The following is a 24,789-nucleotide window of genomic DNA, read 5'->3' as shown; positions in this document are numbered from 1 at the left end:
CCCGTGAGTCGGAAAAGGTGAGGAAGAATAAGCGTCTGGCCGCATTCCGACAATCACAGCGTGACGGCGTCGCCCGCCGCCACGTAGTGCCGGAAGTCATCGCGAATGGTTGACGCACGTCATTGAGCGCATATGACATACGCGGGAGAATGGCGTCTGGAAAATAATTGTACCGCCGCGTATAATAAAGGGCAGACTCTCATTTGTGAAGGTGCGGGCATGATTAGCGGCGCGCAAATAAAGCCACAGGGACCGGGCCGCCCCAAGGACATGGAAAAACGGGCGGCGATCCTCGCTGCGGCGAAGGCATTGTTCATACGCAATGCGTTTGCCGGTACCAGCATGGATGCCATCGCCGCCGAGGCGAAGGTTTCCAAGCTGACCGTGTACAGCCATTTCGGTGACAAGGACAACCTCTTTCGCGAAGTGATCCGCTCCCGCATCGAGGACCTGCTGCCCGAGGACATCTACCAGTTCGACCCCCATGTGGGTATCGAACAGACCCTGCACGCCATCGCCCAGGCGCACATGCACATCGATTGCCAGGCCGAGCACGTGGGCACCTTCCGCGCGATCCTCAGCGACTGCCGCCAGGGCAATCCGCGCTACGGCAAGCTGCTGTGGGAAGAGGGTCCGGCCCGCATGCACCGCTTGATGGAAAACCTGCTGCAACAGGCGGTCGACCACGGCGCGCTGGATATTCCGGTGGTGAAAACCGCCAGCGTGCAGTTCTTCTCGCTGATCAAGGGCGACATGCTGCTGCGCCGGCTGTTCGGCTGCGACGAATGCCCGGAGACCGCCGCCGCCGAGATCGAGGCGATGGCGCGCACCGGGGTCAATACCTTCCTGCGCGCGTACGTTCCGCGCTGAGTGCGCTGCCCCTGGCGCGCCCTGTTTTTGGACCGGGCGTGGTCAGTCACTGGTTGGGCGCATCGCGGCATGCGTCCGGCCGCGTTTACACGATCACCACGCAGGCGGGGCGTAATCTCCCCGGATACGCGTTTCGACGCAACGAGGAAACCTGCATGGCCGCCAAGAACCAACCCTTTCTTTCCGATATCCAGACCATCCGCAGGCGTGCGCGCGAGCACATGCAGCGGGGCGCGGTCACCGACAGCTACACGCTTGATCGCGATGTAGTGCTGAAGCTGCTGAACGAGGCGCTGGCAACCGAGATCGTCTGCGTGCTGCGTTACAAGGCGCACTTTTACCTGGCGTCGGGCATCAATGCCAAAAGCGTGGCGGCCGAGTTCCTCGAACATGCCAACGAGGAGCAGGGCCATGCGGACCAGATTGCCGAGCGCATCACCCAGCTCGACGGCACGCCCAACTTCGAGCCCGACGGCCTGTCCACCCGCAGCCACGCCGAGTTCGTGGTGCCGGACGACCTCGCCGGCATGATCGAGGAAAACCTCGTCGCCGAGCGCATCGCGATCGACAGCTACCGCGAAATCATCAACTACGTGGGCGATCGGGACACCACCACCAAGCGCATGCTCGAGGGCATCCTGGCGGTGGAAGAGGAGCATGCCGAGGACATGAAGACGCTGATGGAGGATTTCGGCAAGAAAGGCGAGCCGGCCAAGCCGTCGCCCGGGAAATCCGCCGGCAAGCGTGGCTGAGCTTCGAGGGGTGGCGCTTGCCACCCCTCATTCGTTCACCAGCCGGCCAGCACCAGCTTCCCTACCGTGGTGCCCGATTCGAGGCGGCGGTGTGCCTCGCGCAGGTTGGCCGCATGGATGGGCGTCAGCGTTTCGGTGCGGGTGCCGCGCAATTCCCCGGCATCGATCAGGGCGGCCACGCGGTCGAGGATACGGCCCTGCTCGGCCTGGTCGGCGGTTTTGAAACGCGACCGGGTGAACATCATTTCCCAATGGATGCCGACGGCCTTGGCCTTGTACGGGTCGCCGATTCGCAGCGCGCCGGCAGGCTCCACGATCAGGCCGACATGGCCCAGCGGGGCGATGAGCTCGCCTACGGTTTCCCAGTAGCGATCCGTATCGGCGAGGTTCAACACCGCATCGACCTGGCTCATCCCCAGCGCCTTCAACTGCGGCGCCAGTGGTTCGCGATGGTTGATCACATGCTGCGCGCCCATCGTCTGGCACCACGCCGCGGTTTCGTCGCGCGATGCGGTGGCGATCACGGAGAAGCCCGCGCGCCGCGCCAGCTGGATCGCCATCGAACCCACGCCACCGGCGCCGCCGATGATCAGCAGGGTCTTGCCTTCGCCGCCGCGCTCACTGTCGAACGGCATGCGCTGGAACAGCAACTCCCACGCGGTAAGCGTGGTCAGTGGCAGCGCCGCTGCGTCCGCCAGCTCGATCGATGTCGGGGCGTGCCCGACCAGCCGTGCGTCCACCGCCTGGTATTGCGCATTGCTGCCGGCGCGGGTGACGTCGCCGGCGTAGTAGACGCGGTCGCCGGGGCGGAACCCTTCCACGCTGGCGCCCACCGACTCGACCACACCGGCCGCGTCATAACCCAGCACTTTCGGCTGCGCCTCCACCTGTGGCTTGGGCGAGCGCACCTTGGTATCGACTGGATTCACCGACACCGCCTCCACCCGCACCAGCAGGTCGTGTTCGCCCGGTTCGGGCATGGGCAACTCCACGTCGACCAGGGAGGCGGGGTCGTCGATGGGCAGGTAGCGGGTGAGGGCAACGGCTTTCATGCGGGGCTCCAGTGATTCGGGTGTGAGGATTCGGCGTGCGGCGCGCGGTTCACACCGGCGGCGGATTGCGTTCGGCGAACGGACCATTCCAATAGGGGTAATAAGGGTAAGGTGGCGTGACGGCGCTGGCCGCGTCGAGCGCGGCGATCTGCTCGGGCGCAAGTTGCCAGCTGACCGCATCGAGGTTCTGCCGCAGTTGGGTTTCGTTGCGGGCGCCGATCAGCACACTGGACACCGTGGGCCGCTGCAGCAGCCAGTTCAACGCGATCTGCGGCACGCTGCGGCCGGTCTCCGCGGCCACGGCGTCGAGCGCATCGACGACGCGGTACAACCGTTCCTCTTCCACCGGTGGCGCAAAACCCGCGGTGTCGTGCAGGCGGCTGCCTTCGGGCCAGGGCTGGCCGCGGCGGATCCTGCCGGTGAGACGTCCCCAACCCAGCGGGCTCCACACCACGGCGCCGACGCCCTGGTCGAGCCCCAATGGCATCAGTTCCCACTCGTAGTCGCGGCCGATCAGCGAGTAGTAGGCCTGGTTCGCCACGAAGCGCGCATAGCCATGGCGGTCGGCGATTGCCTGCGATTTCATGAGCTGCCAGCCGGAGAAATTCGAAGCGCCCAGGTAGCGCACCTTGCCCGCGCGCACCAGATCATCCAGCGTCGACATCACCTGTTCCACCGGCGTCATCGCATCGAAATGGTGCAGTTGCAGCAGGTCGATGTAGTCGGTGTCCAGCCGCTTCAGCGCGCGCTCGACGCCGCCGATCAGGTGGTGGCGCGAGGCGCCGACATCATTGGCGCCATCGCCTGCGCGCAGGCTGATTTTGGTCGAGATGATGGCGCGATCGCGCCGGCCTTTCAGCGCCGCGCCCAGGATCGATTCCGAAGCGCCGGCGGAATAGACGCCCGCACTGTCGAACAGGTTGACGCCGGCGTCGAGGCAGATGTCGACCAGCCGGGTCGCCTCGGCCACGTCGGTTCGACCCCAGGCGCCGAACAGCGGGCCCGTGCCGCCGAATGTGCCGGTGCCGAAACCGAGTGCGGGCACCTTGAAGCCGGAGTTGCCCAGATAGCGGTATTCCACGGTGATGTCCTCTGGAAAGTCAGGGCGCAACTTCCACGCACGCCGCGGTGGCCATCCGTCGCGATGGCCTTGCGTCCAGCCGCACGCTGTAAACCGCCACGGCCAGTCCGAGCAAAGGTAGCAACGCGGCGGCCCAGGTCACGGCGCCCAGACCGGGACCGTGGCTGATCACCACGCCACCCAGCCAGGCGCCGATCGCGTTGCCGAGATTGAACGCGGCGATGTTGAAGCTCGACGCCAGCACCTGGCCGCCGGTGGCCTTCTGCAGCACGCGCAACTGCAGCGGCGCCACGGTGGCAAACCCCACGATGCCGAACAACGCACTGAACGCGATCATCGCCGGCTTGCTGTGCAGCGCGAACGTCATTGCGCCCAGCACGATCGCCAGCGCGACCAGCGAACCCAGCAGCGTCATCACCAGATGCTTGTCCGCCAGCTTGCCGCCGAGCAGGTTGCCCACCACCATGCCGCCGCCGAACACCAGCAGGATCGGCGACACCGCACTGTCGGCGAAGCCGGTGACCCGGGTGAGGATGGGCTGGATATAGGTGAACATCGCAAACACCCCGGCAAAGCCCAGCACGGTGATCAGCAGGCCGAGCAGGACTTGCGGATGCGCGATGCCCTTCAGTTCCTCGACGAATTTCATCGGCGCGTGCTCGCCGCGGTCGGCGGGCACCAGCGTGGCGATGATGACCGTGGCCAGCACGCCGATCGCGCTGACCGCCCAGAACGTGCTGCGCCAACCGAAGTGCAGGCCAAGCCACGCGCCGGCCGGCACGCCGAGCAGGGTCGCCACGGTCAGCCCGGTGAACATGATCGAGATCGCCGACGCCTTGCGATCCTCCGCCACCAGCCCGGTCGCCACCACGGCGCCGACGCCGAAAAAGGTGCCGTGGGCCAGCGAGGTAATTACCCGCGCGATCATCAGCATCACGTAGCTCGGCGCCAGTGCGCTGGCCAGGTTGCCGAGGGTGAAGATGATCATCAAGGCGATCAGCGCGGTCTTGTGCGGCAGCCGGCTGGTTGCCGCCGTCAGCAGCGGCGCGCCCACGAACACGCCCAGCGCATAACCGGAGATCAGCAAGCCGGCCGTGGCGATGCTCACGTGCAGGTCGGCGGACACCTGCAACAGCAGGCCCATGATCACGAACTCGGTGGTGCCGATACCGAACGCGCCGGCGGTCAGCGCGTACAGCGCCAGCGGCGTGCGTGGCCGGGTGGAAAGGGAGCGCATGGCGACAGTCCTGAAGAAACGATGCGGCAGCTTAGGCAGTTGCGTTTTATTCCGTAACCATCAAGATGGCTAATCATTTTCAACAAATAATTGATAGTCATGGACCGCATCGGCGACCTCAGCCTGTTTCTGCGCGTGCTCGACCTGGGTTCGATCAGCGCCGCCGCGCGCAGCCTGGATCTTTCGGTGGCGGTGGCCAGCCAACGTCTGAAGCGGCTGGAGCGCGAACTGGGGGTGCGCCTTTTGCACCGGACCACGCGCCAGCTGCATGCCACGCCCGAGGGCATGCAACTGGCCGAGCAGGGCCGTGCGCTGGTGGAGGATCTGGAATCGCTCACCGGCGGACTGCGCCAGAGCGCCACCGAAGTCAGCGGAACGCTGCGGGTCACCATGTCTGCTGCGTTCGGCAGCCAATACGTTTCGCCGCTGCTGCCGGAGTTTCTTGGCCTGCATCCGCGGGTGAAGCTGAGCGTGAACCTCGATGACCAGATCGTGGATCTGGTCGGCTCCGGTTTCGACCTGGGCATCCGCGTCGGCGAAATGGGCGACTCGTCGCTGGTGGCGCGCCGGCTGGCCAGCAATCGGCGCGTGCTGTGCGCCTCGCCGGCGTACCTGCAGACGCATGGGTTGCCACGCACGCCCGCGGATCTGGCCAGGCACGATTGCCTGCTGCTGGTCGGCAGCCAGGGCCGGCAGGATGTGTGGCACTTCACCGACCGCAAGGGGCGCGACATCGCGCAACGGGTGCAAGGCCGTTTCGAGAGCAACCAGGGCGCGCTGTTGCGCGATGCGGTGGTAGCCGGGCTGGGCATCGCGATGCATTCACTGTGGCATGTGCACGAGCAACTGCGCAGTGGCCGGTTGCAGCTGCTGTTGCCGGACTATCCCATCCATGCCACCGGCATCTACGCGGTGATGCCGCAGCGCCGGCTGGTGCCGCCGCGGGTGCGGGCCTTCATCGATTTCCTGGCCGGACGGTTCGGCGACCATCCGCCGTGGGAGTGTTGAGCGGCGTTGTAAGCTTGCGGTATCCCCGCCCAGCCACAGGAATCCCGATGCCCACTCCGGACACAACGAATCCGCCGCGCCGCGGCCTGTTGCGCGGTATCGCCGCCGCCATTGCGCTGGTGTTGCTGCTGGTGCTGGCGCTGATGTGGTGGTGGGACGCCGAGCCGCCGCTGTTCGATCCACCCGCCGTCACCCAGGCCCAGTTGCGGGATCTGAAGCGGCCCGCCAGCGTCGGCGCCACCACCACCGCCACCCTGATCGAATCGGTGCGCACCCTGCTGGACAAGCGCGGCGGCTATCTCAGCAACGACAAGCTGCCGCCGGGCGCGTGGATGGACAACGTGCCAAACTGGGAATTCGGCTCGCTCACCGCCTCGCGTGACCTGGTGCGCGCACTGCGCAACGACTTCAGCCGCTCACAGGCGCAGTCCACCGAAGACAAGGACCTGGCCGAAGCCGATCCGCTGCTCAACAGCCCGAACGACCGCTGGCTGCTGCCCGGTTCCGAGAGCCAGTACAGCAAGGCGATTGGCCATCTGGACGGCTATCTGTCGCGCCTGGGCGACGACGAGGGGGCGTCGGCGCATTTCTACGCCCGCGCCGACAACCTGGCTGATTACCTGCAGCTGGTGTCGTCGCGACTGGGCTCGTTGTCGCAGCGGTTGTCGGCCAGCGTGGGCCAGATGCGCATCGGTGAGGCGGGCGCGGACCAGCCGGCCAGCGCCAGCAGCAGCGCCACGCGTGCGCCCGCCCGCAGCCAGCTGGTGAAAACGCCCTGGACGAAGATCGACGACAACTTCTACGAGGCGCGCGGCTACACCTGGACGCTGCTGGAGCAGCTCAAGGCCATGCAGCACGATTTCGGTCCCATCCTGCGCAGCAAGCATGCGGATGTGAGCCTGCAACAGGTGATTCGCGAGCTGGAAGATGCCCAGCGTCCGCTGCACAGCCCGATGGTTCTCAATGGTTCGCCGTTCGGCTTCTTCGCCAACCATTCACTGGTAATGGCGAACTACGTGTCGCGCGCGAATGCGGCGCTGATCGACTTGCGCGAGTTGCTCAAGCGCGGCTGAACCATTGCGCATGGCGCGGACATGAAAACGGCGCGTCACCGCAAGGCGACGCGCCGTCGATGTGTCAGCTGATCAGGCCTTGTTGGGCTGGCTGGCCTTGTAGCGCTGAATGCCGGCCACGATTTCGGCCTTCGCTTCCTCGGCACCGGCCCATCCTTCGACCTTGACCCACTTGCCCTTTTCCAGATCCTTGTAGTGCTCGAAGAAGTGGCCGATGCGCTCCAGCCAATGCGGCGAGACGCCTTTCATGTCGTTGATGTGCGCGTAGCCCGGGAACACCTTGGGCGAGGGGATCACCACCAGCTTTTCGTCGGCACCGGCCTCGTCGGTCATCTTCAGCATGCCGACCGGATGGCAGCGGATCACCGAGCCCACGGTCAGCGGCATCGGCAGGATCACCACCGCGTCCAGCGGGTCGCCGTCGCCGCCCAGGGTACCGGGCACGTAGCCGTAGTTGCACGGGTAGCGCATCGGCGTGGACAGGATGCGGTCGACGAAGATCGCGCCGCTTTCCTTGTCCACCTCGTACTTCACCGGCTCCGCATCCTTGGGGATTTCGATGATGACGTTGATTTCTTCCGGCACGTTGCGACCGGCGGGGACGAGATGCAGACCCATGGGGTGTCCTAGGCAAGAGAGGGGAAAGTCAGCCGCCTAGGATACGCCAAACCTTGCTGCATCGCAGCGACCGAGGCTGCCGCAGGGGGCGTGGCGGGCGCCGCATCAGCGCTTCGAACCCTGCCCGAAGGGCCGTTCGCGCAGCCAGTGGGTGGCGATCCATTTCTCGCCCTGGAGCACCGGCAAGCCGGCGTGCAGCGAGCTTTGATCGCCACCTTCGTAAGCGAAATAGACCGCCGCCCCGCGCCGCGCCGTCACGGTGAGCCCGATCTCGGGGAATGCCGTGCCGCCGCCACGTTCGGGCGTGTTGAGGTACATCACCACGCTGGCGATGCGCTGCCCCGCGCGGGCGGTGAGCTTGTCGTAGCCGGGCAGGGCCGGATCGAACCAGTCGTAATGCGGCTCGTATTCCTGCCCGGGGCCGTAATGCAGGATCTGCAGGCCCTCGCCGTGGCTGGCGGGCACGCCAAGCAACTGCGCCAGGCGCTGCTCGATGGCGGCGACCAGAGGCGTTTCGCCCGCGCGAAAGAACATGCCCTCGCTGGTGCGCCGTTGATCGATCTGCTGTTTGCCGTCGCTGTCCACGGTCAGCGCGCGCTGCAGGCGCGGCCGTGCCAGCTCGATCAGGTCGGCGCATTCCCGTTCCGACAGCAGGCCGTCGAGCACGCGCAACGCCGGCGCGTCGACGCTGAGCGGGATGCCGATGGTGCGTCCGTCGACGACGACTTCCGGTGCCTCCGGGTGCGTCGTGCGCAAGCCGCCCGGCTTGCCGGTGCTGGCGTGCAGGGCGGCCAGCGGCAGTTTCATCACCTCGGCCACGATGCTGCGGCTCTGCCGCGGGTCGTAGCCGTTCTCCTTCATCAGGCGCAGGACGTCGTCGACGCCATGGCCGGCCCGGGTGGTCGCGAGAATCCATTCGCGCAGTTCAGGGGTGATGGTGACGCGTGGGTACATGGGATGGCAGTCGGGCTGATCGAGGAGGCGCAAAGCTTACCCGCCAGACCGCCGGCAGGTCGCGATACCCCGGCGCTGGCCTTCCGCTACTTCAACTGATCCCACAGGAAATCGTAGGCCATGGCGTGCATGTGTGCGGATTGCCGGTTGTCCGCACCGGCGCCGTGGCCGCCTTCGAGGTTCTCGTAGAACCACACGTTCGGGTGACCTTGCGCCTGCATGCGCGCGGCCATCTTGCGCGCCTGCACCGGACCCACGCGGTCGTCGCTGGTAGCCGTGTAGAACAGCACCGGCGGGTAGTCGACCGCTTTTTTCACGTTCTGGTACGGCGAGAAGGTCTTGATGAAGTCCCAGTCCGCGGTGTCCGGGTCACCGTACTCGGCCATCCACGACGCGCCGGCGGAGAGGTGCGAGTAGCGCTTCATGTCCAGCAGCGGCACTTCGCAGGCGATGGCGCCAAACAGCTGCGGATACACGGTGAGCATGTTGCCCATCAGCAGGCCGCCGTTGCTGCCGCCCTCGGCGCCCAGGTGCTTGGGCGAGGTGACACCGCGCTTGATCAGGTCCTCGGCCACCGCCGCGAAATCCTCGTAGGCGCGCGGGCGGTTCGCCTTCAAGGCGGCCTGGTGCCACTGCGGGCCGTATTCGCCGCCGCCGCGGATGTTGGCGATCACATAGACGCCGCCGCGTTCCAGCCAGGCGCGGCCGATGCTGCCGCTGTAGTGCGGCTGCAGCGAGACTTCGAAACCGCCGTAGCCATACAGCAGCGTGCGATTGCTGCCGTCGAGCTTGATGTTTTTCGGGGCGATCTCGAAATACGGCACGCGGGTGCCGTCCTTCGAGGTCACGAAATGCTGGCTCACGGTGAACGCCGAGGCGTCGAAGAACGCCGGGTCCTGCTTGATCGTGGTGGCCGGCTCGCTGCCCAGCACGCCACGTTGCAGCGCGGTGGGCGCCAGGAAGCCGGTGACGTCGAGCCAGTATTCGTCGCTGTGGTCGGGGTCGGTGCTGACCACGCTGATGGTGCTCATGGCCGGCGCGCCGGGCAGGTTTTCGCGTTTCCAGTCGCCCGCCTGCGGCGTCAATACTTCGAGCCGGCTCTTCACGTCATCCAGGATGTCGAGGATCAGGTGGTGCTGGGTCCAGTCGTACGAGGCCAGCGAGGTGTGCGCATCGGGTTTGAACAAGACCGTGAACTGCGGCTTGCCGGCCATGAACGCATCGAAATTCGCCGCCAGCAGCGCGCCGGACGGATAGGTGGTGCCGCCGACCGTCCATGGCGAGCGCGTCTGCACCAGCAGCCATTCGCGATGCGCGTCGGCACTGGCGTCGGTGGGCACGTCCACGCGCACCAGCTTGCCGTCGATACGCTGGTACAGCTCGCTGTGGAAGAAGTCCTTCGCCACGGAGACGAAATCGCGCTCGAAGCCCGGCGTGCGGTCGTGGTAGGCGCCAACGGCCAGGTCGCTGGCTTTGCCTTCATACACGATAGTGGCGGCCGACAGCGGCGTGCCGCGCTTCCACTCCTTGACGATGCGCGGATAGCTCGATTCGGTCATCGTGCCAGGGCCGAAATCCGTGCCGACGTAAAGCGTGTCGTCGTCGATCCAGCCGGCTTCGGTTTTTGCCACCGGCAGGTCGAAGCCGCCTTTCACGAATGATTTGCTGGGGATGTCGAATTCGCGCACGGCCACCGCGTCGCCGCCGTCGGGCGACAGCGAGATCAGACAGCGATTGAAATCCGGCTTCAGGCATTGCGTGCCCTTGAACACCCAGCGCTTGTTTTCGGCCCGGTTCAGCGCGTCCACGTCCAGCAGCACCTCCCAGTCGGGGTTCGCCTTGCGGTATTCGGCCAGCGTGGTGCGCCGCCATACGCCGCGCGGGTGCGCCTTGTCGCGCCAGAAGTTGTACAGGTAGTCGCCGCGCCGGTTGACGTCGGGGATGCGCGCGTCGGAGTCGAGCACCTCGAGGATGCTGTCGCGGGTTTTCTCGAACCTGGCGCCGTCGGCGAACCGGGCGGCGGTCTTCGCGTTCTCCTTTTCCACCCACGCCAGCGGGCGCGTGCCGTGGATGTCTTCCAGCCACAGGAAGGGATCGTCGGTGGCCGCCGCGGTGGCGGGCTGGGCGGTGGTCTTGTCGCGGGCATGGGTGTCGTTCATGCCCGCCAGTGTGACGCCCAGCGCCAGCATCAGCCAGACCGATCGATTCATTGTCATGGGAGGTCCTGCGATAAGTGATCCGTCGCCAGTGTGCCATTGCGCCCCGCCGGGCACGCGTGACTAAAGTCAGTGCGGTGAGTGGGCGCGGCCGGAAAAAGGCGAACCCCGCATGGGCGGGGTTCGTTTGGAGATTGGCTGGATTGGTAGCGGGAGACGCGATGTTTGGGAGCTGATACGCGCTCGAGTTCCCTCTCCCCAACCCCTCTCCCGCAAGCGGGAGAGGGGCGAAGGTGCCGGGCAGGCGTTGCTTCGATTACAGCAAGGGAATCAGAAGCAACGCCACGATGTTGATGATTTTTATTAATGGGTTCACCGCGGGACCCGCGGTGTCCTTGTACGGGTCGCCCACGGTGTCGCCGGTGACGGCGGCCTTGTGCGCTTCCGAGCCTTTGCCGCCGTGGTTGCCGTCTTCGATGTATTTCTTGGCGTTGTCCCAGGCGCCGCCGCCGGTGGTCATCGAGATGGCCACGAACAGGCCGGTGACGATGGTGCCGATCAGCACGCCGCCCAGCGCCTGCGCGCCGGCTTCGGGGCCGCCCAGCCATTTGAAGCCGAAGATCACCAGCACCGGCACCAGCACCGGCAACAGCGAGGGCACGATCATTTCGCGGATCGCCGACTTGGTCAGCATATCCACCGCGCGCGAATATTCCGGCTTGGCGGTGCCGGCCATGATGCCCGGGATATCACGGAACTGACGGCGCACTTCCACCACCACCGCACCGGCCGCGCGGCCGACGGCTTCCATCGCCATCGCGCCGAACAGGTACGGGATCAGGCCGCCGATCAGCAGGCCGATGATCACGTAGTGGTTCGACAGGTCGAAACTCACGATGGCGCCATTGAAGTGCTGGCTGAGGTTGTGCGTGTAATCGGCGAACAGCACCAGCGCGGCCAGCGCCGCTGAACCGATCGCGTAACCCTTGGTCACCGCCTTGGTGGTGTTGCCGACCGCATCGAGCGGATCGGTGACGCCGCGCACTTCCGGTGGCAGGTCGGCCATCTCGGCGATGCCGCCGGCGTTGTCGGTGATCGGGCCGTAGGCATCCAGCGCCACGATCATGCCGGCCATGGAAAGCATGGCCGTTGCGGCGATCGCGATGCCGTACAGGCCACCCAGCGCAAACGCACCCCAGATCGCGGCGCATACCGCGATCACCGGCCACGCGGTGGATTTCATCGACACGCCCAGGCCGGCGATGATGTTGGTGCCGTGGCCGGTGGTGGAGGCCGCCGCGATGTGCTGCACCGGTTTGTACTGCGTGCCGGTGTAGTACTCGGTGATCCACACGATGGCGCCGGTCAGTGCCAGGCCGATCAGGGTGCAGCCCCACAGGTTCATCGCGCCGTGGCTGAAATCGGGCATCAGGCGCGTGGTGATGGGGTAGAACGCCACCGCCGCCAGCACCGCCGACACCACCACGCCCTTGTACAGCGCGCCCATGATCGAGCCGCCGGGTTTCACCTTCACGAACAGCGTGCCGATGATCGAGGCGATGATCGACACCGCGCCCAGCAGCAGCGGATACAGCACCGCGTTGGCACCGACTTCGCTCACCATCAGGCTGCCCAGCAGCATGGTGGCGATCACCGTGACCGCATAGGTCTCGAACAGGTCGGCGGCCATGCCGGCGCAGTCGCCCACGTTGTCGCCCACGTTGTCGGCGATCACCGCGGGGTTGCGCGGGTCATCCTCGGGAATGCCGGCCTCGACCTTGCCGACCAGGTCCGCGCCCACGTCCGCACCCTTGGTGAAGATGCCGCCACCCAGCCGCGCGAAGATGGAGATCAGCGAGCTGCCAAAGGCAAAGCCGACCAGCGCATGCAGCGCCGGCTCGCCGGTGATGCCCATGCGGTTGAGGATCAGCCAGTAACCGGCTACGCCCAGCAACGCCAGCCCCACCACCAGCATGCCGGTGATGGCGCCGCCGCGGAACGCCACATCCATCGCCTTGCTCAAGCCACCGCGCGCCGCCTCGGCGGTGCGCACGTTGGCCTGTACCGAAACGTTCATGCCGATATAGCCGGCCGCGCCGGACAGTGCGGCGCCCAGCAGAAAGCCGATCGCCGTCGGCCAGCTGAGGAAAAAACCGATCAGCAGAAGCAGCACCACGCCGACCATCGCGATGGTGGTGTACTGGCGGTTGAGGTAGGCGCGGGCGCCTTCCTGGATTGCCGCCGCGATTTCCTGCATCCGTTCATTGCCTGGCGATTTCGCCAGGATCCAGCGTGCCGACAACGCGCCGTACAACACCGCCACTACGGCACACCCCAGAACGATCCACCAGCCATACTGCTGCAGCATCGGAGCCTCCCCTTGAGTTGTCAGTGGCCGTCCGGACGGGCGGTCGCATCGAGTATAGGCAGAGGTTGGCGCGCGGAGCGTTGTGCGGCGCAGCGTCTTTCCGGGGGCGGAAACGAAGAGGCCGTGCACGAATGCACGGCCTCGGTTATCGCAACGGCGTGTGATCAGTGCAACGCCACATCCATGATGATGCCGGTGGCGATGGCGACCAGCAGGTAATCGCTGTTGTCGGCCCTCACCCAGTGATAGCCACGCGGCGGCGGGCGCAGGCGGTAGTGGCGGTAATCGCGCACCACGTAAATCGGCCCGCCATAGCGATGGCCGCGCTGCCAGCGATGACGGTAGTGCGGACGGTCGTAGCCATAGCGGCGGTGATCTTCGTGGATGACCACGCGCGTGCGGTTGTAGCGGCGGTCGTCGTGACGGCGGACATCATGGCGGTCATGACCGCCGCGGCGCCCGTCGTAGCGATGGTCGTTGCGTTCATGATGTTGACCGCGCCGGTCATGGTCACGAGGGCCGTGTTGGGCCAGCGCCAGGTTGCCGGTAGCCAGCAGGGCCACGGCAATAAGCAAACGACTGACAAGTTTCATGGCGTTCTCCCTCGGTAAGCGCTCGACGCACGATGGCTGTCGCAGCGGATGGGTGAATCGTAGAAACGCGCAGCTGAACCCCGCACGTGCGGGGTTTTGGCTTTTCAGCCGGCACTCAGCAAGCGCTCGGTCGTCGATCTCAGGGCTTGAACGCGGGCAGCCGGGCGGTCACCGCCGTGTTTTTCAGCCTCACGTAGTTGGGCAGGCCGTTCTTGCCATAGGGCAACGGTGCCTCGCCACGGATCAGCGGCGACAGATAGCGGCGCGCGGCGGCAGTGATGCCGAAGCCGTCGCGGGTGATGAAGCTTTTCGGCATTTTCTTTTCGCGGTTGGCGATCTTCGCCAGCGGTGCCGGTTCGATCTTCCAGCGGTACGGCGCGTCGGCGCTGCGCACGATCACCGGCATCACCGCGTTCATGCCGGCCAGTGCGTAGTCGACCGCGGCGCGACCCACCGCGAAAGCCTGGTCGGCGTCCACCTTCGAGGCCGCATGCCGGGCCGAGCGTTGCAGGTAATCGGGCACCGCCCAGTGATACTTGTAGCCCAGCTTCTCCTTCACCAGCGCCGCCAGCACCGGCGCCACGCCGCCCAGCTGCGCGTGGCCGAACGCGTCGCGCGTGCCTGCTTCGGCCAGGAACTGACCCGCCGCGTTGCGCACACCCTCGGACGCCACCACGGTGCACCAGCCCACGCGTTCCACCGTGGCCTTCACCCGCGCCAGGAACGCCGCCTCGTCGAACGCGTTTTCCGGAAACAGGATGATATGCGGCGCCGCGTCGGGACCTTCGCCGGCCAGCCCGGCGGCGGCCGCGATCCAGCCGGCGTGGCGGCCCATCACTTCCAGGATGAACACCTTGGTCGAAGTTTCCGCCATCGAGGCCACATCGAGGCTGGCTTCCAGGGTGGAGATGGCGGTGTATTTGGCCACCGAGCCGAAACCCGGGCAGCAGTCGGTGACGGCCAGGTCGTTGTCCACCGTTTTGGGCACGCCGATGCAGCGGATGTCGTAGCCCAGGGTTTTGCCGATACGCGACAGCTTCAGCGCGGTATCGGCCGAGTCGTTGCCACCGTTGTAGAGGAACCAGCGGATGTCGTGGGCGCGGAACACCTCGATCAGCCGCTCGTACTCGGCGCGGTTGTCCTCCAGCGACTTCAGCTTGTAGCGGCACGAGCCGAACGCGCCACCCGGCGTATGGCGCAGGGCGGCAATGGCGCTGGCGGTTTCCTTTGTGGTGTCGATCAGATCCTCGCGCAGCGCGCCCAGGATGCCGTTGCGCGCGGCGTAAACCTTGACGCCCCTGGCACGCGCCGCCTCGATGACGCCGGCGGCGGTGGCGTTGATGACGGCGGTGACGCCGCCGGACTGGGCGTACAACAGGTTTCCGGTGGTGGCGGAGGAACGACGGGCGGGGCTCATGGCTGTCCTCGGAAAACGGCAAAAGCGGAGTGTCGCCGGGTGACTTCAAGGCGGCAACCGGTGCGGGCCGCCAGCGCCCGGCGGCGTGACGCGGCAGCATGCACGGTTTGACGGAAACGGGTGCAGACGTTAATTTGACGGTTGGTTTTCGGGATACGTTCGGGCGGCGGCAGTGTGCGGCGGCCCGTCGAACTTGTGGAGCATTATGCGACTCGTCCTACTTGGTGCGCCCGGCTCGGGCAAAGGTACACAAGCCGCCCGGTTGAAGACGGATCTTGGTGTGCCGCATATCTCGACCGGCGACATGCTGCGCGCGGCCGTGGCCGCCGGCACGCCGATGGGTCTCAAGGCCAAGGCGGTGATGGACGCCGGCCAGCTGGTTTCCGACGACATCCTGCTGGGCATGCTGGAAGACCGCCTGGCCCAGCCTGATGCCAAGGCGGGTTTCATCCTCGACGGCTACCCGCGCAACCTGGCCCAGGCCGATGCGCTGGATCAGCTGCTGGCAAAGATCGGCCAGCCGCTGGATGCGGTGATCAAGCTGGAAGTGCCCAACGAAGCCATCATTCGTCGCTGCGAAATCCGTTTCGCCGCCGAGGGCCGCGCCGACGACAACCCCGACACCGTGCGCCGCCGGCTGGGCATCTTTGCCGAGCAGACCGCGCCGGTCGCCGATTTCTACGCCCGCCGCGGCAAGCTGCAGGTGGTCGATGGCGTGGGTGAGCTGGACGAAGTCACCGTGCGCATCAAGCAGGCACTGCACCGCGCCCCGGTAGTGGCCAACGGCTGAGTTTTCCCCTTCCCGTCGGGAAGGGTTTTCAGGAAGCCCGGCATGCGTCTGCATATTCTCGGTATCTGCGGCACCTTCATGGGCGGTGTCGCCGCCCTGGCGCGCGAGCTCGACCTCACGGTCGAGGGTTCCGACGCCAACGTCTACCCACCGATGAGCGACCAGCTCGAAGCCCTCGGCATCGAGCTGATGCGTGGCTACGACGCGAAGCATCTGCAGCCGGCGCCTGATCTGGTGGTGGTCGGCAACGCGATGAGCCGCGGCAACCCCGCAGTGGAATACATGCTCGACCAGCGCCTGCGCTACGTTTCCGGCCCGCAATGGCTGGGCGAGACGGTGCTGGCCGGGCGCGACGTGCTGGCGGTAGCCGGCACGCATGGCAAGACCACCACCACGAGCCTGCTGGCGCATCTGCTGGAAAGCGCGGGAATGGCGCCCGGATTTCTGGTGGGCGGGGTGCCGGGGAATTTCGGGGTCTCGGCGAGGCTGGGCGGGATGGAGCCGCGCGGCGCCCAGAGCCCCCCTTCCGGCGCTGCGCGTCTCCTTCCCCCGCGAGCGGGGGACGTTAGGGTGGAGCAGCCTTTGGCTGCGCCGTTTGTGATTGAGGCGGACGAATACGACACCGCGTTTTTCGACAAGCGCAGCAAATTCGTGCATTACCGGCCGCGCATCGCGATCCTCAACAACCTGGAATACGACCACGCGGACATCTTCCCCGACGTGGCCGCGATCCAGCGCCAGTTCCACCACCTGGTGCGCACGGTGCCCGGCAACGGTCGGCTCATCGTCAACGCTTCCGACGAACGCCTGGCCGACGTGCTGGCGATGGGCTGCTGGACGCCGGTGGAAACCTTCGGCATCGGTTGCGGCGACTGGCAGGCCAGCCTGATCGAGGCGGACGGCTCGGCGTTTGCCGTGCATCGAAAAGGCGAACTGATCGGTGAAATCCGCTGGCCCCTGCTGGGCAACCACAGCGTGATGAACGCGCTGGCCGCGCTGGCTGCCGCCACGGCGGCGGGTGCCGATCCACGCGCACTGTTGCCGGCGTTTGCCGATTTCCGCAGCGTGAAACGGCGGATGGAGCTGGTCGGTGAAGCCGGTGGCGTGCACGTCTATGACGATTTCGCCCACCACCCCACCGCCATCGCCACCACGCTGGCGGGGTTGCGCGCAAAGGTCGGCGCAGGGCGCATTCTGGTGGCGCTGGAGCCGCGCTCCAATTCCATGCGCCAGGGCGCGCATGCCGCCGCGCTGGCACCGTCGCTGGCCGATGCCGACGCGGTGGTTTTCCTGCAGCGCCCCGACCTGCCGTGGAATGCGGCCGAGGTCACCGACGCGCTGCAGGGCCGCGGAACCACCGCTTCCAGCGTCGACGCACTGCTGGCGGATCTGCAGGCGTTGGCGCGACCTGGCGACCAGGTGGTGTTCATGTCCAACGGCGGCTTCGACAACGCGCCGCACCGCTTTGTCGAGCGGATGGCGAGGCAGTAACTTTCGCCCGCGCCTCCGCGTGCCCGTGGCTTGCGTTCACGCGATGGCTTGTGACTAACTCGAACGCATGGCCGGCCCCGCTCCCCTCCCCGATATGCCGTTGTTTCCGCTGCGCACCGTGCTGTTTCCCGGCGGGCAGCTGGCCTTGCGCATTTTCGAGCCGCGCTATCTGGACATGGTGCGCGAATGTGCGCGGCAGGACAGCGGCTTCGGCATCTGCCTGATCCTGCAGGGGCGCGAGACGGGCGCGCCGGCGATTCCCGCTGCGGTGGGCACGATTGCTCGCATCACCGATTTCCATACCGGCGGCGACGGGCTGCTGACGATCGTGGTCGAGGGCGGTGCGCGTTTCCGTGTCGACCGCACCCGCGCGCGCTCCGACGGGCTGCTGCGTGGCAGCGTGGCGATGTGGCCGCCCGAACCGCGAAAGGAGGTCCCGGTGGAATTCGCGCTGTTGCAAAGCATCGCCGAGCGACTGGTGGAAACGATGACGCCACAGTCCCGCCACGCGCCGCGTTCGATGTACGACGATGCCGGCTGGGTAGGGTTCCGCCTTGCCGAACTGCTGCCGCTGGACGTGGAGGAGCAGCAGCACATGCTGGAACTGACCGACCCCTTGCAGCGGCTCGCCGAACTGCGCGACGTGCTGCCCCGGTTCCAGAAATCCTAGGCCACGTAGGCCGATTGGGGCAGGCCGTAAGGCCAGTGTCCAACTGGCTGAAAGCACACTGATTCTTCACGCCACCAGGGTGCATTATTGGCGCTCGGTGTGGTGCGTTCCGAACGGCTGGATAGCGTGCGGGGCGCATCACGGATGCGACAAGGACATGGAGCAGCTGCGGAAGGGGGCCGGGTTGCCTGAACCGAGGTTTCTGGTGCACGCCAGAGCCTGGGCGGGAGCGGCAAATGGTCAATGGCAGCCGGGGTTGTGTGGTGTGGTTCGGCCACCCCGCCGAACATGAGCGTGACATCCTGATCCGGGCCGGCTGGCAGATTCGCCGGGTCGGTACCGCGATTGGCGTGGATACGGGGGCGCACCAGGGTGACGGCGTCGTCGCGCTGGCCGACATGCGCCACTGCGACGCGCCGGCGCTGGCATCGATGGATCGACTGATGGCCGAGCACAGCGGCATCCCCTGGATCGTGTTGCGCGCACCGGAAACACCCGCGCGGGAGCCGTCGGCGAAACGCGTGCTGGAAAGCGGCCGCGAGATCCTGATGGCGCCGGTCGACATGCCGCGGCTGCTGGAAGCGTTGCGGCGGGCAGGGAACGCGGCGCGGCAGGACGTCACCGGCGGCGATCATCTGGCGGAGATGGTGGGTCGCAGCCCCGTGATGGTCACCACGGTGGCCAGCGTGCACAAGTTTGCCCCCGTTGAGCTGCCCGTATTGATCACCGGCGAGACCGGCACGGGCAAGGAAGTGGCCGCCGCCGCGCTGCATCGCATGTCGGCCCGCCGCGCCGGGCCGTTCGTGCCGATCAACTGCGGCGCGCTGGCGCCCAACCTGGTGCAGTCGGAGCTGTTCGGCCATGAGCGCGGCGCGTTCACCGGCGCCAACATGCGGCGTATCGGACACATCGAGAGCGCCGCCGGCGGCACCGTATTCCTGGATGAGGTGGGCGATCTTCCGCTGGAAGCGCAGACCAACCTGCTGCGTTTTCTGCAGGAAGGCTCGCTGGAGCGCGTGGGCAGCAGCCAGCCGATCAGCATCGACGTGCGCGTGCTGGCCGCCACCCATGTCGACCTGGAAAAGGCGGTGGCGCAAGGCAGCTTCCGCGAGGATCTGTACTACCGCCTCAATGTCCTGCGCCTGCACATGCCGCCGCTGCGCGAACGCGGTGGCGATGTCGAACTGCTGGCGCAGCATTTTCTGGATCACTTCCGCGAGCAGCACTGCAGCTACGCGCGTGGCTTCAGCAGTGCCGCGCGGCGTGCGATGCGCAGCTACTCCTGGCCCGGCAACGTGCGTGAATTGCTGAACCGGGTGCAGCGTGCCGCCGTCGTGGCGGAGGATGCACTGATCGGCCCGGCGGATCTGGATCTGCGCACCAACGTCGGCATGATCCATCGCAGTCTTGGCCTGGCACGCGTGGCGGCCGAACGCGACGCCATCGTCGCCTGCCTGCGCGAGAGCCAGTTCAACATCAGCGAATGCGCGCGCCGGCTGAGCATCTCCCGGGTCACCGTCTACCGGCTGTGCAAAAAGCACCAGCTGCAGCTGGAGGACATGCGCTGATCCGCTGGCCGCGAGCGGGTGTGCGGGGGCGCGACGGGTGACCTTGCGGGCCACGGCTTCAGGTTCCGGCGCCGTACGTGGATAATTGACGGGAAGCCACCCGCTTGCGGGTGGACCGACACCTTTCCCTTCCGATTCCACGAGGCTTCGCCGATGGCGAAGTCTGGAGCCACTCATGCAATCGCCCAGCCCCAACACGGCATCCCTGATCGACCTCGCCCACTACTGGTTGCCGCTGTATCGACCGCGCGCCATGGTGCTCGACTACGGCAGGGGTTCGCGTCTGTGGGATACCGACGGCAACGATTACGTGGATTTCGGCGCCGGTATCGCGGTGAACTCGCTGGGACATCAGGACCCGGACCTGCTGGCCGCGCTGACTGCGCAGGCGCACAAGTTGTGGCACGCCAGCAACGTGTTCTATACCGAGCCACCGCTGCGGTTGGCCGAGGAACTGGTGGCGGCGTCGGGGTTCGCCGAGCGCGTGTTCCTGTGCAACTCCGGCTCCGAGGCAAACGAGGCGGCGATCAAGCTGGTGCGCAAGTGGGCCACCGCGCAAGGCCGGCCACCGGAGCGGCGGGTGATCGTTACTTTCCGCGGCTCCTTCCATGGCCGCACGCTGGGCGCCGTTACCGCCACCGCGCAGCCGAAATACCAGCAGGGCTACGAGCCGTTGCCGGACGGTTTCCGCTACCTGGATTTCAACGACGCGTCGGCGCTGGAGGCGGCATTTGCCGCCAATGACATCGCTGCGGTGATGGTCGAGCCGGTGCAGGGCGAGGGCGGTGTCATGCCCGCCGCACCGGGCTTCCTGAAGCGGGTGCGCGAATTGTGCGACGCGCACGACGCCTTGCTGGTGCTGGACGAAATCCAGTGCGGCATGGGTCGCACGGGCACCTTGTTTGCCCACCCGCAAGACGGCGTAACACCCGATATCGTCACCCTGGCCAAGGCGCTGGGTTGCGGCTTCCCCATCGGCGCGATGCTGGCCGGGCCCAAGGTGGCCGAGGTCATGCAGTACGGCGCACATGGCACCACCTTCGGCGGCAACCCCATGGCGGCCGCGGTGGCGCGCGTCGCGCTGCGCAAACTGGCGTCGCCGGTGTTGCTGGCCAATGTGGAGAAGCAGGGTGCGGCGCTCCGTGCGGGTCTGGCCGCGATCGGCGAGGAAAGCGGCCTGTTCGCCAGCATCCGTGGTCGTGGGCTGATGCTGGGTGCGGTCCTGGCTGACGCCTACAAGGGCCGCGCCGGCGAAATCCTGGAATGCGCGGCGAAACATGGGTTGCTGCTGCTGCAGGCCGGGCCGGATGTCCTGCGGCTGGTGCCCCCGCTGAACATCGGCGGCGCCGACGTGGTCGAAGGGCTGTCGCGCTTGCGCCTGGCCGTGCGGGAGCTGACGTCCGCCTGATGGATGACGCCTGCCCGTTCTGCGCGATTGCCACCGGCGCGACGCCGGCCAGCGTGATCCTGGACGATGACAAGGTGCTGGCCTTCATGGATTGGCGCCAGGCGGTGCCGGGCCACGTGCTGGTGATACCACGCCGGCATGTGCCCGATATCTACGCGCTGGCCGACAACGAGGCCGCGGCGGTGATGCAGGCGGCCGTGCGGGTGGCCCGCGCGTTGCGTGCCGCGTACGACCCGCCGGGCTTGAACCTGTGGCAGTCGAACGGCGAAGCGGGCGGGCAGGAGGTCTTCCATTTCCACCTGCACGTGCACCCGCGCCGGGTCGACGACGGTCTGCTGCGGGTGTATCCTGAGGGTGTGCCGCCGCAGAGTGATGCGGATCAGCGCGCCGCCATCGCGCGCACGCTCAAGGCGCGACTCGATCATTGATCGACACCTGCACCGGCCGCTCACCGGCCGCGTTGCACCATGGTTTTTTTCATCACCCTACGGAGCTGCGATGAAATATCTGCACAGCATGGTTCGCGTACGCGACCTCGACGCCTCCCTGCGTTTCTATTGCGAAGGGCTGGGCCTGCGCGAAGTGCGCCGCATGGAAGTGCCCACCGGGCGCTACACGCTGGTGTTCCTGTCGGCGGCCGAAAGCCCGGACGCGGAAGTGGAGCTGACCTACAACTGGGATGCCGACGAGGACTACGGTTCCGCGCGCAATTTTGGCCACCTGGCGTTTCGCGTGGACGACGACTACGGTTCCGCGCGCAATTTTGGCCACCTGGCGTTTCGCGTGGACGACATCTACGCCACCTGCGAACGCCTGCAGTCAATGGGTTACACCATCAATCGCCCGCCCCGCGACGGCCACATGGCCTTCGTGCGCTCGCCCGACCTCATCTCGATCGAGTTGCTGCAGGACGGACACCTGGAACCGCGCGAACCGTGGGCATCCATGCCGAACACGGGCGTCTGGTGACGCCCATGCGGCGCGCGTCTTCGTCAGCCGCGCGCCTGGCGTAGCGCGCCGCGTGCGGCTTCCAGCGTATCGGCGATGTCCTGGTCGCTGTGCGCGCTGGACATGAAGCCGGCCTCGAACGCCGAAGGTGCCAGATACACGCCGCGCTCCAGCATGCCGTGGAAGAAGCGGTTGAACAGGGCGCTGTCCGCCGCCGTCGCCTGTGCGTAGCTCTCGACCTTGGCCGCGCTGAAGAACAAGCCGAACATGCCGCCGACACGATTCGTGCTGAACGGCACGCCTTCGCCATCAGCTACGGATTGGAAGCCATCGGTGAGCAGGCGGGTACGGGCGGCGAGTTGCTCGTGGAAGCCTGGTGCCTGGATCAGCTCCAGCATCGCCAGGCCCGCGGCCATCGCCACCGGGTTGCCGCTCAGGGTGCCGGCCTGGTAGATCGGACCGCTGGGGGCAATCTGTTCCATCAGGTCGCGCCTGCCGCCGTACGCACCCACCGGCATGCCGCCACCGATGATCTTGCCGAACGTGGTGAGATCGGGCGTAACGCCGTAATGCGCCTGCGCGCCGCCAAGCGCCACGCGGAATCCGGTCATCACTTCGTCGAAGATCAGCACCGTGCCGTGATTCGTGCACAGTTCGCGCAGCGCGGCGAGGTAGCCGTCCTTCGGCGGGATGCAGTTCATGTTGCCGGCGACCGGCTCGATGATCAGCGCGGCGACATCGGCGCCGTGCTCGGCGAACAGTGTCCGCGCCGCATCGATATCGTTGAACGGCAAGGTCAGCGTGAGATCGGCATTCGCACTGGGCACACCGGGCGAGGTAGGCACGCCGAAAGTGAGCGCGCCCGAACCGGCCTTCACCAGAAAGCTGTCGCCGTGCCCGTGGTAACAGCCTTCGAACTTCACGATTTTGCTGCGGCCGGTGGCGCCACGTGCCAGCCGGATCGCCGACATCGTGGCCTCGGTACCGGAGTTGACCATGCGCACCATGTCGATCGAGGGAATCAGCCGGGTGATCGTCTCGGCCATGGTCACCTCGGCCGCGCAGGGCGTGCCGAACGACAGCCCATCCTTTACTGCGCGTTCCACCGCCTCGCGCACGGCCGGGTGGTTGTGGCCCACGATCATGGGACCCCAGGAACCGACATAGTCGATGTAGCGCCGCCCTTCGACATCCCACAGATAGGCGCCGTCGGCCTTTGCGGTGAAGAATGGCTCGCCGCCCACCGACTTGAACGCACGCACCGGCGAATTCACGCCGCCGGGCATCAGCCGCTGGGCACGATGGAACAGCTCTTGGTTGGTGGTCATGTGAAATTCCGGAAAGTGGGGAGCAGGGCGATGCGCTGGGAGGCGCTACATGCCGCCGGAGCGGCCATCAGGCCGACCATTCTCCGTTGTGCGGCGATCCATCGCCAGCCGCCGTGCCATTGGCGTGACGTTTTGACACGCAACGCAGGCGACCCGTCGATGCAATCGGGCCGCAGTGCGCTTTCGCATCGTGGGACGAGTTGCGAGAATGGCGAATCCAGTCACGATCGAAGAATTCCTATCATGAGTGCCAGTTCCAACCAGGCCACGGCCTTGCGCAAATGGATGTGCGTTGTTTGCGGCTATATCTACGACGAAGCGGAGGGTGTGCCGGAGGAGGGGATCGCCCCCGGAACGCGTTGGGAGGACGTGCCGGACACCTGGACCTGTCCCGACTGCGGCACCACCAAGGACGACTTCGAGATGATCGAGCTGGACTGACGTCCGCGTTCTGCCAGCAATCGGCCCGATCCGGACAGCAAAACCGCCGGGCCGCCTGCTCTGATGTTCCTCAAGTACGCGCCGCGTACGACTTTGCCGGGAGCATCCCCATGCAACAGTTCATACCGTTCGAAGATGAATGGGACATGCTGGAAACACTGCGGCCGGAGGATCTGATCCCCTACCGCGTCGGGCTGCTGGATTCGCGGCCTTCAGATCAACGCACGGGGCCGATCTCGCCCTCGATCTTCAGTTCATCGCCAGGCTGCGCCCCTATCCGTCGCGCCGTCCCGCCCGAAAGCTCAAGCACGTAGCGCGCCGGGCCCTCGCTGGGATAGACCGGGCAGGGATCTGCCCGGCACGGCGGCACGTTCAACTGCATCGACACCAGCTGCCGCGCGGCATCGAAATAGAGCATGTCCAGCGGAATGAGCGTGTTCTTCATCCAGAACGCCTGCGGCTCCGTACGCGGAAACACGAACAACATGCCTCGATCGGCAGGAAGCGACTGCCGCATCATCAGTCCTCGTTGCCGCTGCGCGTTGTCGGTGGCCAGTTCCACCGAGAAACGCTGTCCGTGCAACGCCACCGTGACAGACGTGTGCACGGATGACGCCGCGTTGGCGCAACCGGCAAGCAGGACAAGTACCGCAAAAAACCATGTTTTCATCGCTTCGCTCGCGCAGGCAGAGCAGGCAGTCTAGCGGTGCACAGCAGTGCTGCCGAACGACGATTCGGAAGAAAAGTTTACCGGCCCCTTCACAGATGGGCGGCACGGCGCTATGATTCACGCCCCTTCGACGAGACGCCATTCGCGAAGGCCTTCCGCAACACAAATCACCGCGAAAGATTTTGTTTCAAGGGTGTTGACGGTCAGGAAAATCGATGTAAGATGGGCGGCTCACCTAGGACGAAACGTCTTGGGGCGGTACCGGGAAAACCGGTACCAAGCGAACGATCTTTGAC

23 protein-coding genes are annotated in these 24,789 nt (G+C 66.3%); 12 read left to right on the top strand and 11 right to left on the bottom strand.

Going from position 1 to position 24,789, the window contains the following annotated elements:
• The first annotated feature begins 219 nt into the window (after window positions 1-219).
• On the top strand, window positions 220-870 hold the full coding sequence (locus tag UU9_RS07300; RefSeq protein WP_193385296.1) for a TetR/AcrR family transcriptional regulator: 651 nt from the start codon (window positions 220-222) through the stop codon (window positions 868-870).
• A gap of 155 nt (window positions 871-1,025) precedes the next feature.
• Window positions 1,026-1,622, top strand: a complete 597-nt coding sequence (locus UU9_RS07295) for a ferritin-like domain-containing protein (protein WP_007081094.1) — start codon at window positions 1,026-1,028, stop codon at window positions 1,620-1,622.
• Window positions 1,623-1,657: 35 nt separating this feature from the next.
• On the opposite strand, the gene UU9_RS07290 is transcribed toward UU9_RS07295, so the two are convergent.
• The 3 genes from UU9_RS07290 to UU9_RS07280 are packed head-to-tail and all read right to left on the bottom strand — an operon-like array spanning window position 1,658 to window position 4,992.
• The gene (locus tag UU9_RS07290; protein ID WP_007081093.1) at window positions 1,658-2,674 is read right to left on the bottom strand and encodes a zinc-binding alcohol dehydrogenase family protein; all 1,017 of its coding nucleotides are present in this window, start codon (window positions 2,672-2,674) and stop codon (window positions 1,658-1,660) included.
• Window positions 2,675-2,723: 49 nt separating this feature from the next.
• Window positions 2,724-3,755 carry an aldo/keto reductase gene (locus UU9_RS07285; protein ID WP_007081092.1) on the bottom strand — a complete coding sequence of 344 codons (1,032 nt, stop codon included), beginning with the start codon at window positions 3,753-3,755 and terminating at the stop codon, window positions 2,724-2,726.
• A gap of 19 nt (window positions 3,756-3,774) precedes the next feature.
• Window positions 3,775-4,992 carry an MFS transporter gene (locus tag UU9_RS07280; RefSeq protein WP_007081091.1) on the bottom strand — a complete coding sequence of 406 codons (1,218 nt, stop codon included), beginning with the start codon at window positions 4,990-4,992 and terminating at the stop codon, window positions 3,775-3,777.
• 99 nt (window positions 4,993-5,091) lie between these two features.
• Between UU9_RS07280 and UU9_RS07275 the strand changes: the two genes are divergently transcribed.
• Window positions 5,092-6,000, top strand: a complete 909-nt coding sequence (locus UU9_RS07275) for a LysR family transcriptional regulator (protein ID WP_007081090.1) — start codon at window positions 5,092-5,094, stop codon at window positions 5,998-6,000.
• Window positions 6,001-6,047: 47 nt separating this feature from the next.
• Complete coding sequence (locus UU9_RS07270; protein WP_007081089.1) at window positions 6,048-7,073, top strand: DUF2333 family protein; 1,026 nt, start codon at window positions 6,048-6,050, stop codon at window positions 7,071-7,073.
• A 72-nt stretch (window positions 7,074-7,145) separates the two neighbouring features.
• Here the strand turns inward: UU9_RS07270 and ppa are convergent, their stop codons facing one another.
• The 6 genes from ppa to UU9_RS07240 form a co-directional block, all read right to left on the bottom strand.
• On the bottom strand, window positions 7,146-7,691 hold the full coding sequence (gene ppa / locus UU9_RS07265; RefSeq protein ID WP_007081088.1) for an inorganic diphosphatase: 546 nt from the start codon (window positions 7,689-7,691) through the stop codon (window positions 7,146-7,148).
• A 105-nt stretch (window positions 7,692-7,796) separates the two neighbouring features.
• On the bottom strand, window positions 7,797-8,645 hold the full coding sequence (locus tag UU9_RS07260; protein WP_007081087.1) for a 2OG-Fe(II) oxygenase: 849 nt from the start codon (window positions 8,643-8,645) through the stop codon (window positions 7,797-7,799).
• Window positions 8,646-8,731: 86 nt separating this feature from the next.
• Entirely contained in the window at window positions 8,732-10,861 is a 2,130-nt protein-coding gene (locus UU9_RS07255) for a prolyl oligopeptidase family serine peptidase (RefSeq protein ID WP_040670508.1), read from the bottom strand.
• A 256-nt stretch (window positions 10,862-11,117) separates the two neighbouring features.
• On the bottom strand, window positions 11,118-13,169 hold the full coding sequence (locus UU9_RS07250) for a sodium-translocating pyrophosphatase (protein ID WP_007081085.1): 2,052 nt from the start codon (window positions 13,167-13,169) through the stop codon (window positions 11,118-11,120).
• 164 nt (window positions 13,170-13,333) lie between these two features.
• Window positions 13,334-13,762 (bottom strand): RcnB family protein, encoded by a 429-nt coding sequence (locus tag UU9_RS07245; RefSeq protein WP_007081084.1) that lies wholly within the window; start codon window positions 13,760-13,762, stop codon window positions 13,334-13,336.
• A 139-nt stretch (window positions 13,763-13,901) separates the two neighbouring features.
• Window positions 13,902-15,179 (bottom strand): 6-phosphofructokinase, encoded by a 1,278-nt coding sequence (locus UU9_RS07240; RefSeq protein WP_007081083.1) that lies wholly within the window; start codon window positions 15,177-15,179, stop codon window positions 13,902-13,904.
• A 205-nt stretch (window positions 15,180-15,384) separates the two neighbouring features.
• Between UU9_RS07240 and UU9_RS07235 the strand changes: the two genes are divergently transcribed.
• The 7 genes from UU9_RS07235 (at window position 15,385) to UU9_RS07205 (ending at window position 22,075) form a co-directional block, all read left to right on the top strand.
• Window positions 15,385-15,969 (top strand): adenylate kinase, encoded by a 585-nt coding sequence (locus UU9_RS07235; protein WP_040670507.1) that lies wholly within the window; start codon window positions 15,385-15,387, stop codon window positions 15,967-15,969.
• Between the two features lie 42 nt (window positions 15,970-16,011).
• Complete coding sequence (gene mpl, locus UU9_RS07230; protein ID WP_007081081.1) at window positions 16,012-17,460, top strand: UDP-N-acetylmuramate:L-alanyl-gamma-D-glutamyl-meso-diaminopimelate ligase; 1,449 nt, start codon at window positions 16,012-16,014, stop codon at window positions 17,458-17,460.
• 94 nt (window positions 17,461-17,554) lie between these two features.
• Complete coding sequence (locus UU9_RS07225) at window positions 17,555-18,130, top strand: LON peptidase substrate-binding domain-containing protein (protein WP_007081080.1); 576 nt, start codon at window positions 17,555-17,557, stop codon at window positions 18,128-18,130.
• 236 nt (window positions 18,131-18,366) lie between these two features.
• Complete coding sequence (locus tag UU9_RS07220) at window positions 18,367-19,698, top strand: sigma-54 interaction domain-containing protein (RefSeq protein ID WP_007081079.1); 1,332 nt, start codon at window positions 18,367-18,369, stop codon at window positions 19,696-19,698.
• Between the two features lie 175 nt (window positions 19,699-19,873).
• Window positions 19,874-21,106: an acetylornithine/succinylornithine family transaminase gene (locus UU9_RS07215; protein WP_007081078.1), complete on the top strand. Its 1,233-nt coding sequence runs from the start codon at window positions 19,874-19,876 to the stop codon at window positions 21,104-21,106.
• Window positions 21,106-21,534, top strand: a complete 429-nt coding sequence (locus UU9_RS07210) for an HIT family protein (protein WP_007081077.1) — start codon at window positions 21,106-21,108, stop codon at window positions 21,532-21,534. Before UU9_RS07215 ends, UU9_RS07210 begins: the two co-directional genes overlap by 1 nt.
• 70 nt (window positions 21,535-21,604) lie before the next feature.
• Complete coding sequence (locus UU9_RS07205; protein ID WP_007081076.1) at window positions 21,605-22,075, top strand: VOC family protein; 471 nt, start codon at window positions 21,605-21,607, stop codon at window positions 22,073-22,075.
• Window positions 22,076-22,098: 23 nt separating this feature from the next.
• Here the strand turns inward: UU9_RS07205 and hemL are convergent, their stop codons facing one another.
• Window positions 22,099-23,382, bottom strand: coding sequence for a glutamate-1-semialdehyde 2,1-aminomutase (gene hemL / locus UU9_RS07200; RefSeq protein ID WP_007081075.1), 1,284 nt, complete (start codon window positions 23,380-23,382; stop codon window positions 22,099-22,101).
• A 243-nt stretch (window positions 23,383-23,625) separates the two neighbouring features.
• On the opposite strand from hemL, the gene UU9_RS07195 reads away from it, so the two are divergent.
• Window positions 23,626-23,823: a rubredoxin gene (locus tag UU9_RS07195; protein WP_040670504.1), complete on the top strand. Its 198-nt coding sequence runs from the start codon at window positions 23,626-23,628 to the stop codon at window positions 23,821-23,823.
• A 217-nt stretch (window positions 23,824-24,040) separates the two neighbouring features.
• Here the strand turns inward: UU9_RS07195 and UU9_RS07190 are convergent, their stop codons facing one another.
• The gene (locus UU9_RS07190) at window positions 24,041-24,493 is read right to left on the bottom strand and encodes a DUF192 domain-containing protein (protein ID WP_007081073.1); all 453 of its coding nucleotides are present in this window, start codon (window positions 24,491-24,493) and stop codon (window positions 24,041-24,043) included.
• Window positions 24,494-24,789 lie beyond the last annotated feature (296 nt).

This window comes from Rhodanobacter fulvus Jip2, from assembly GCF_000264315.1.
GTDB lineage: Bacteria > Pseudomonadota > Gammaproteobacteria > Xanthomonadales > Rhodanobacteraceae > Rhodanobacter > Rhodanobacter fulvus.
This window is presented reverse-complemented; position numbering and strand designations above follow the sequence as displayed.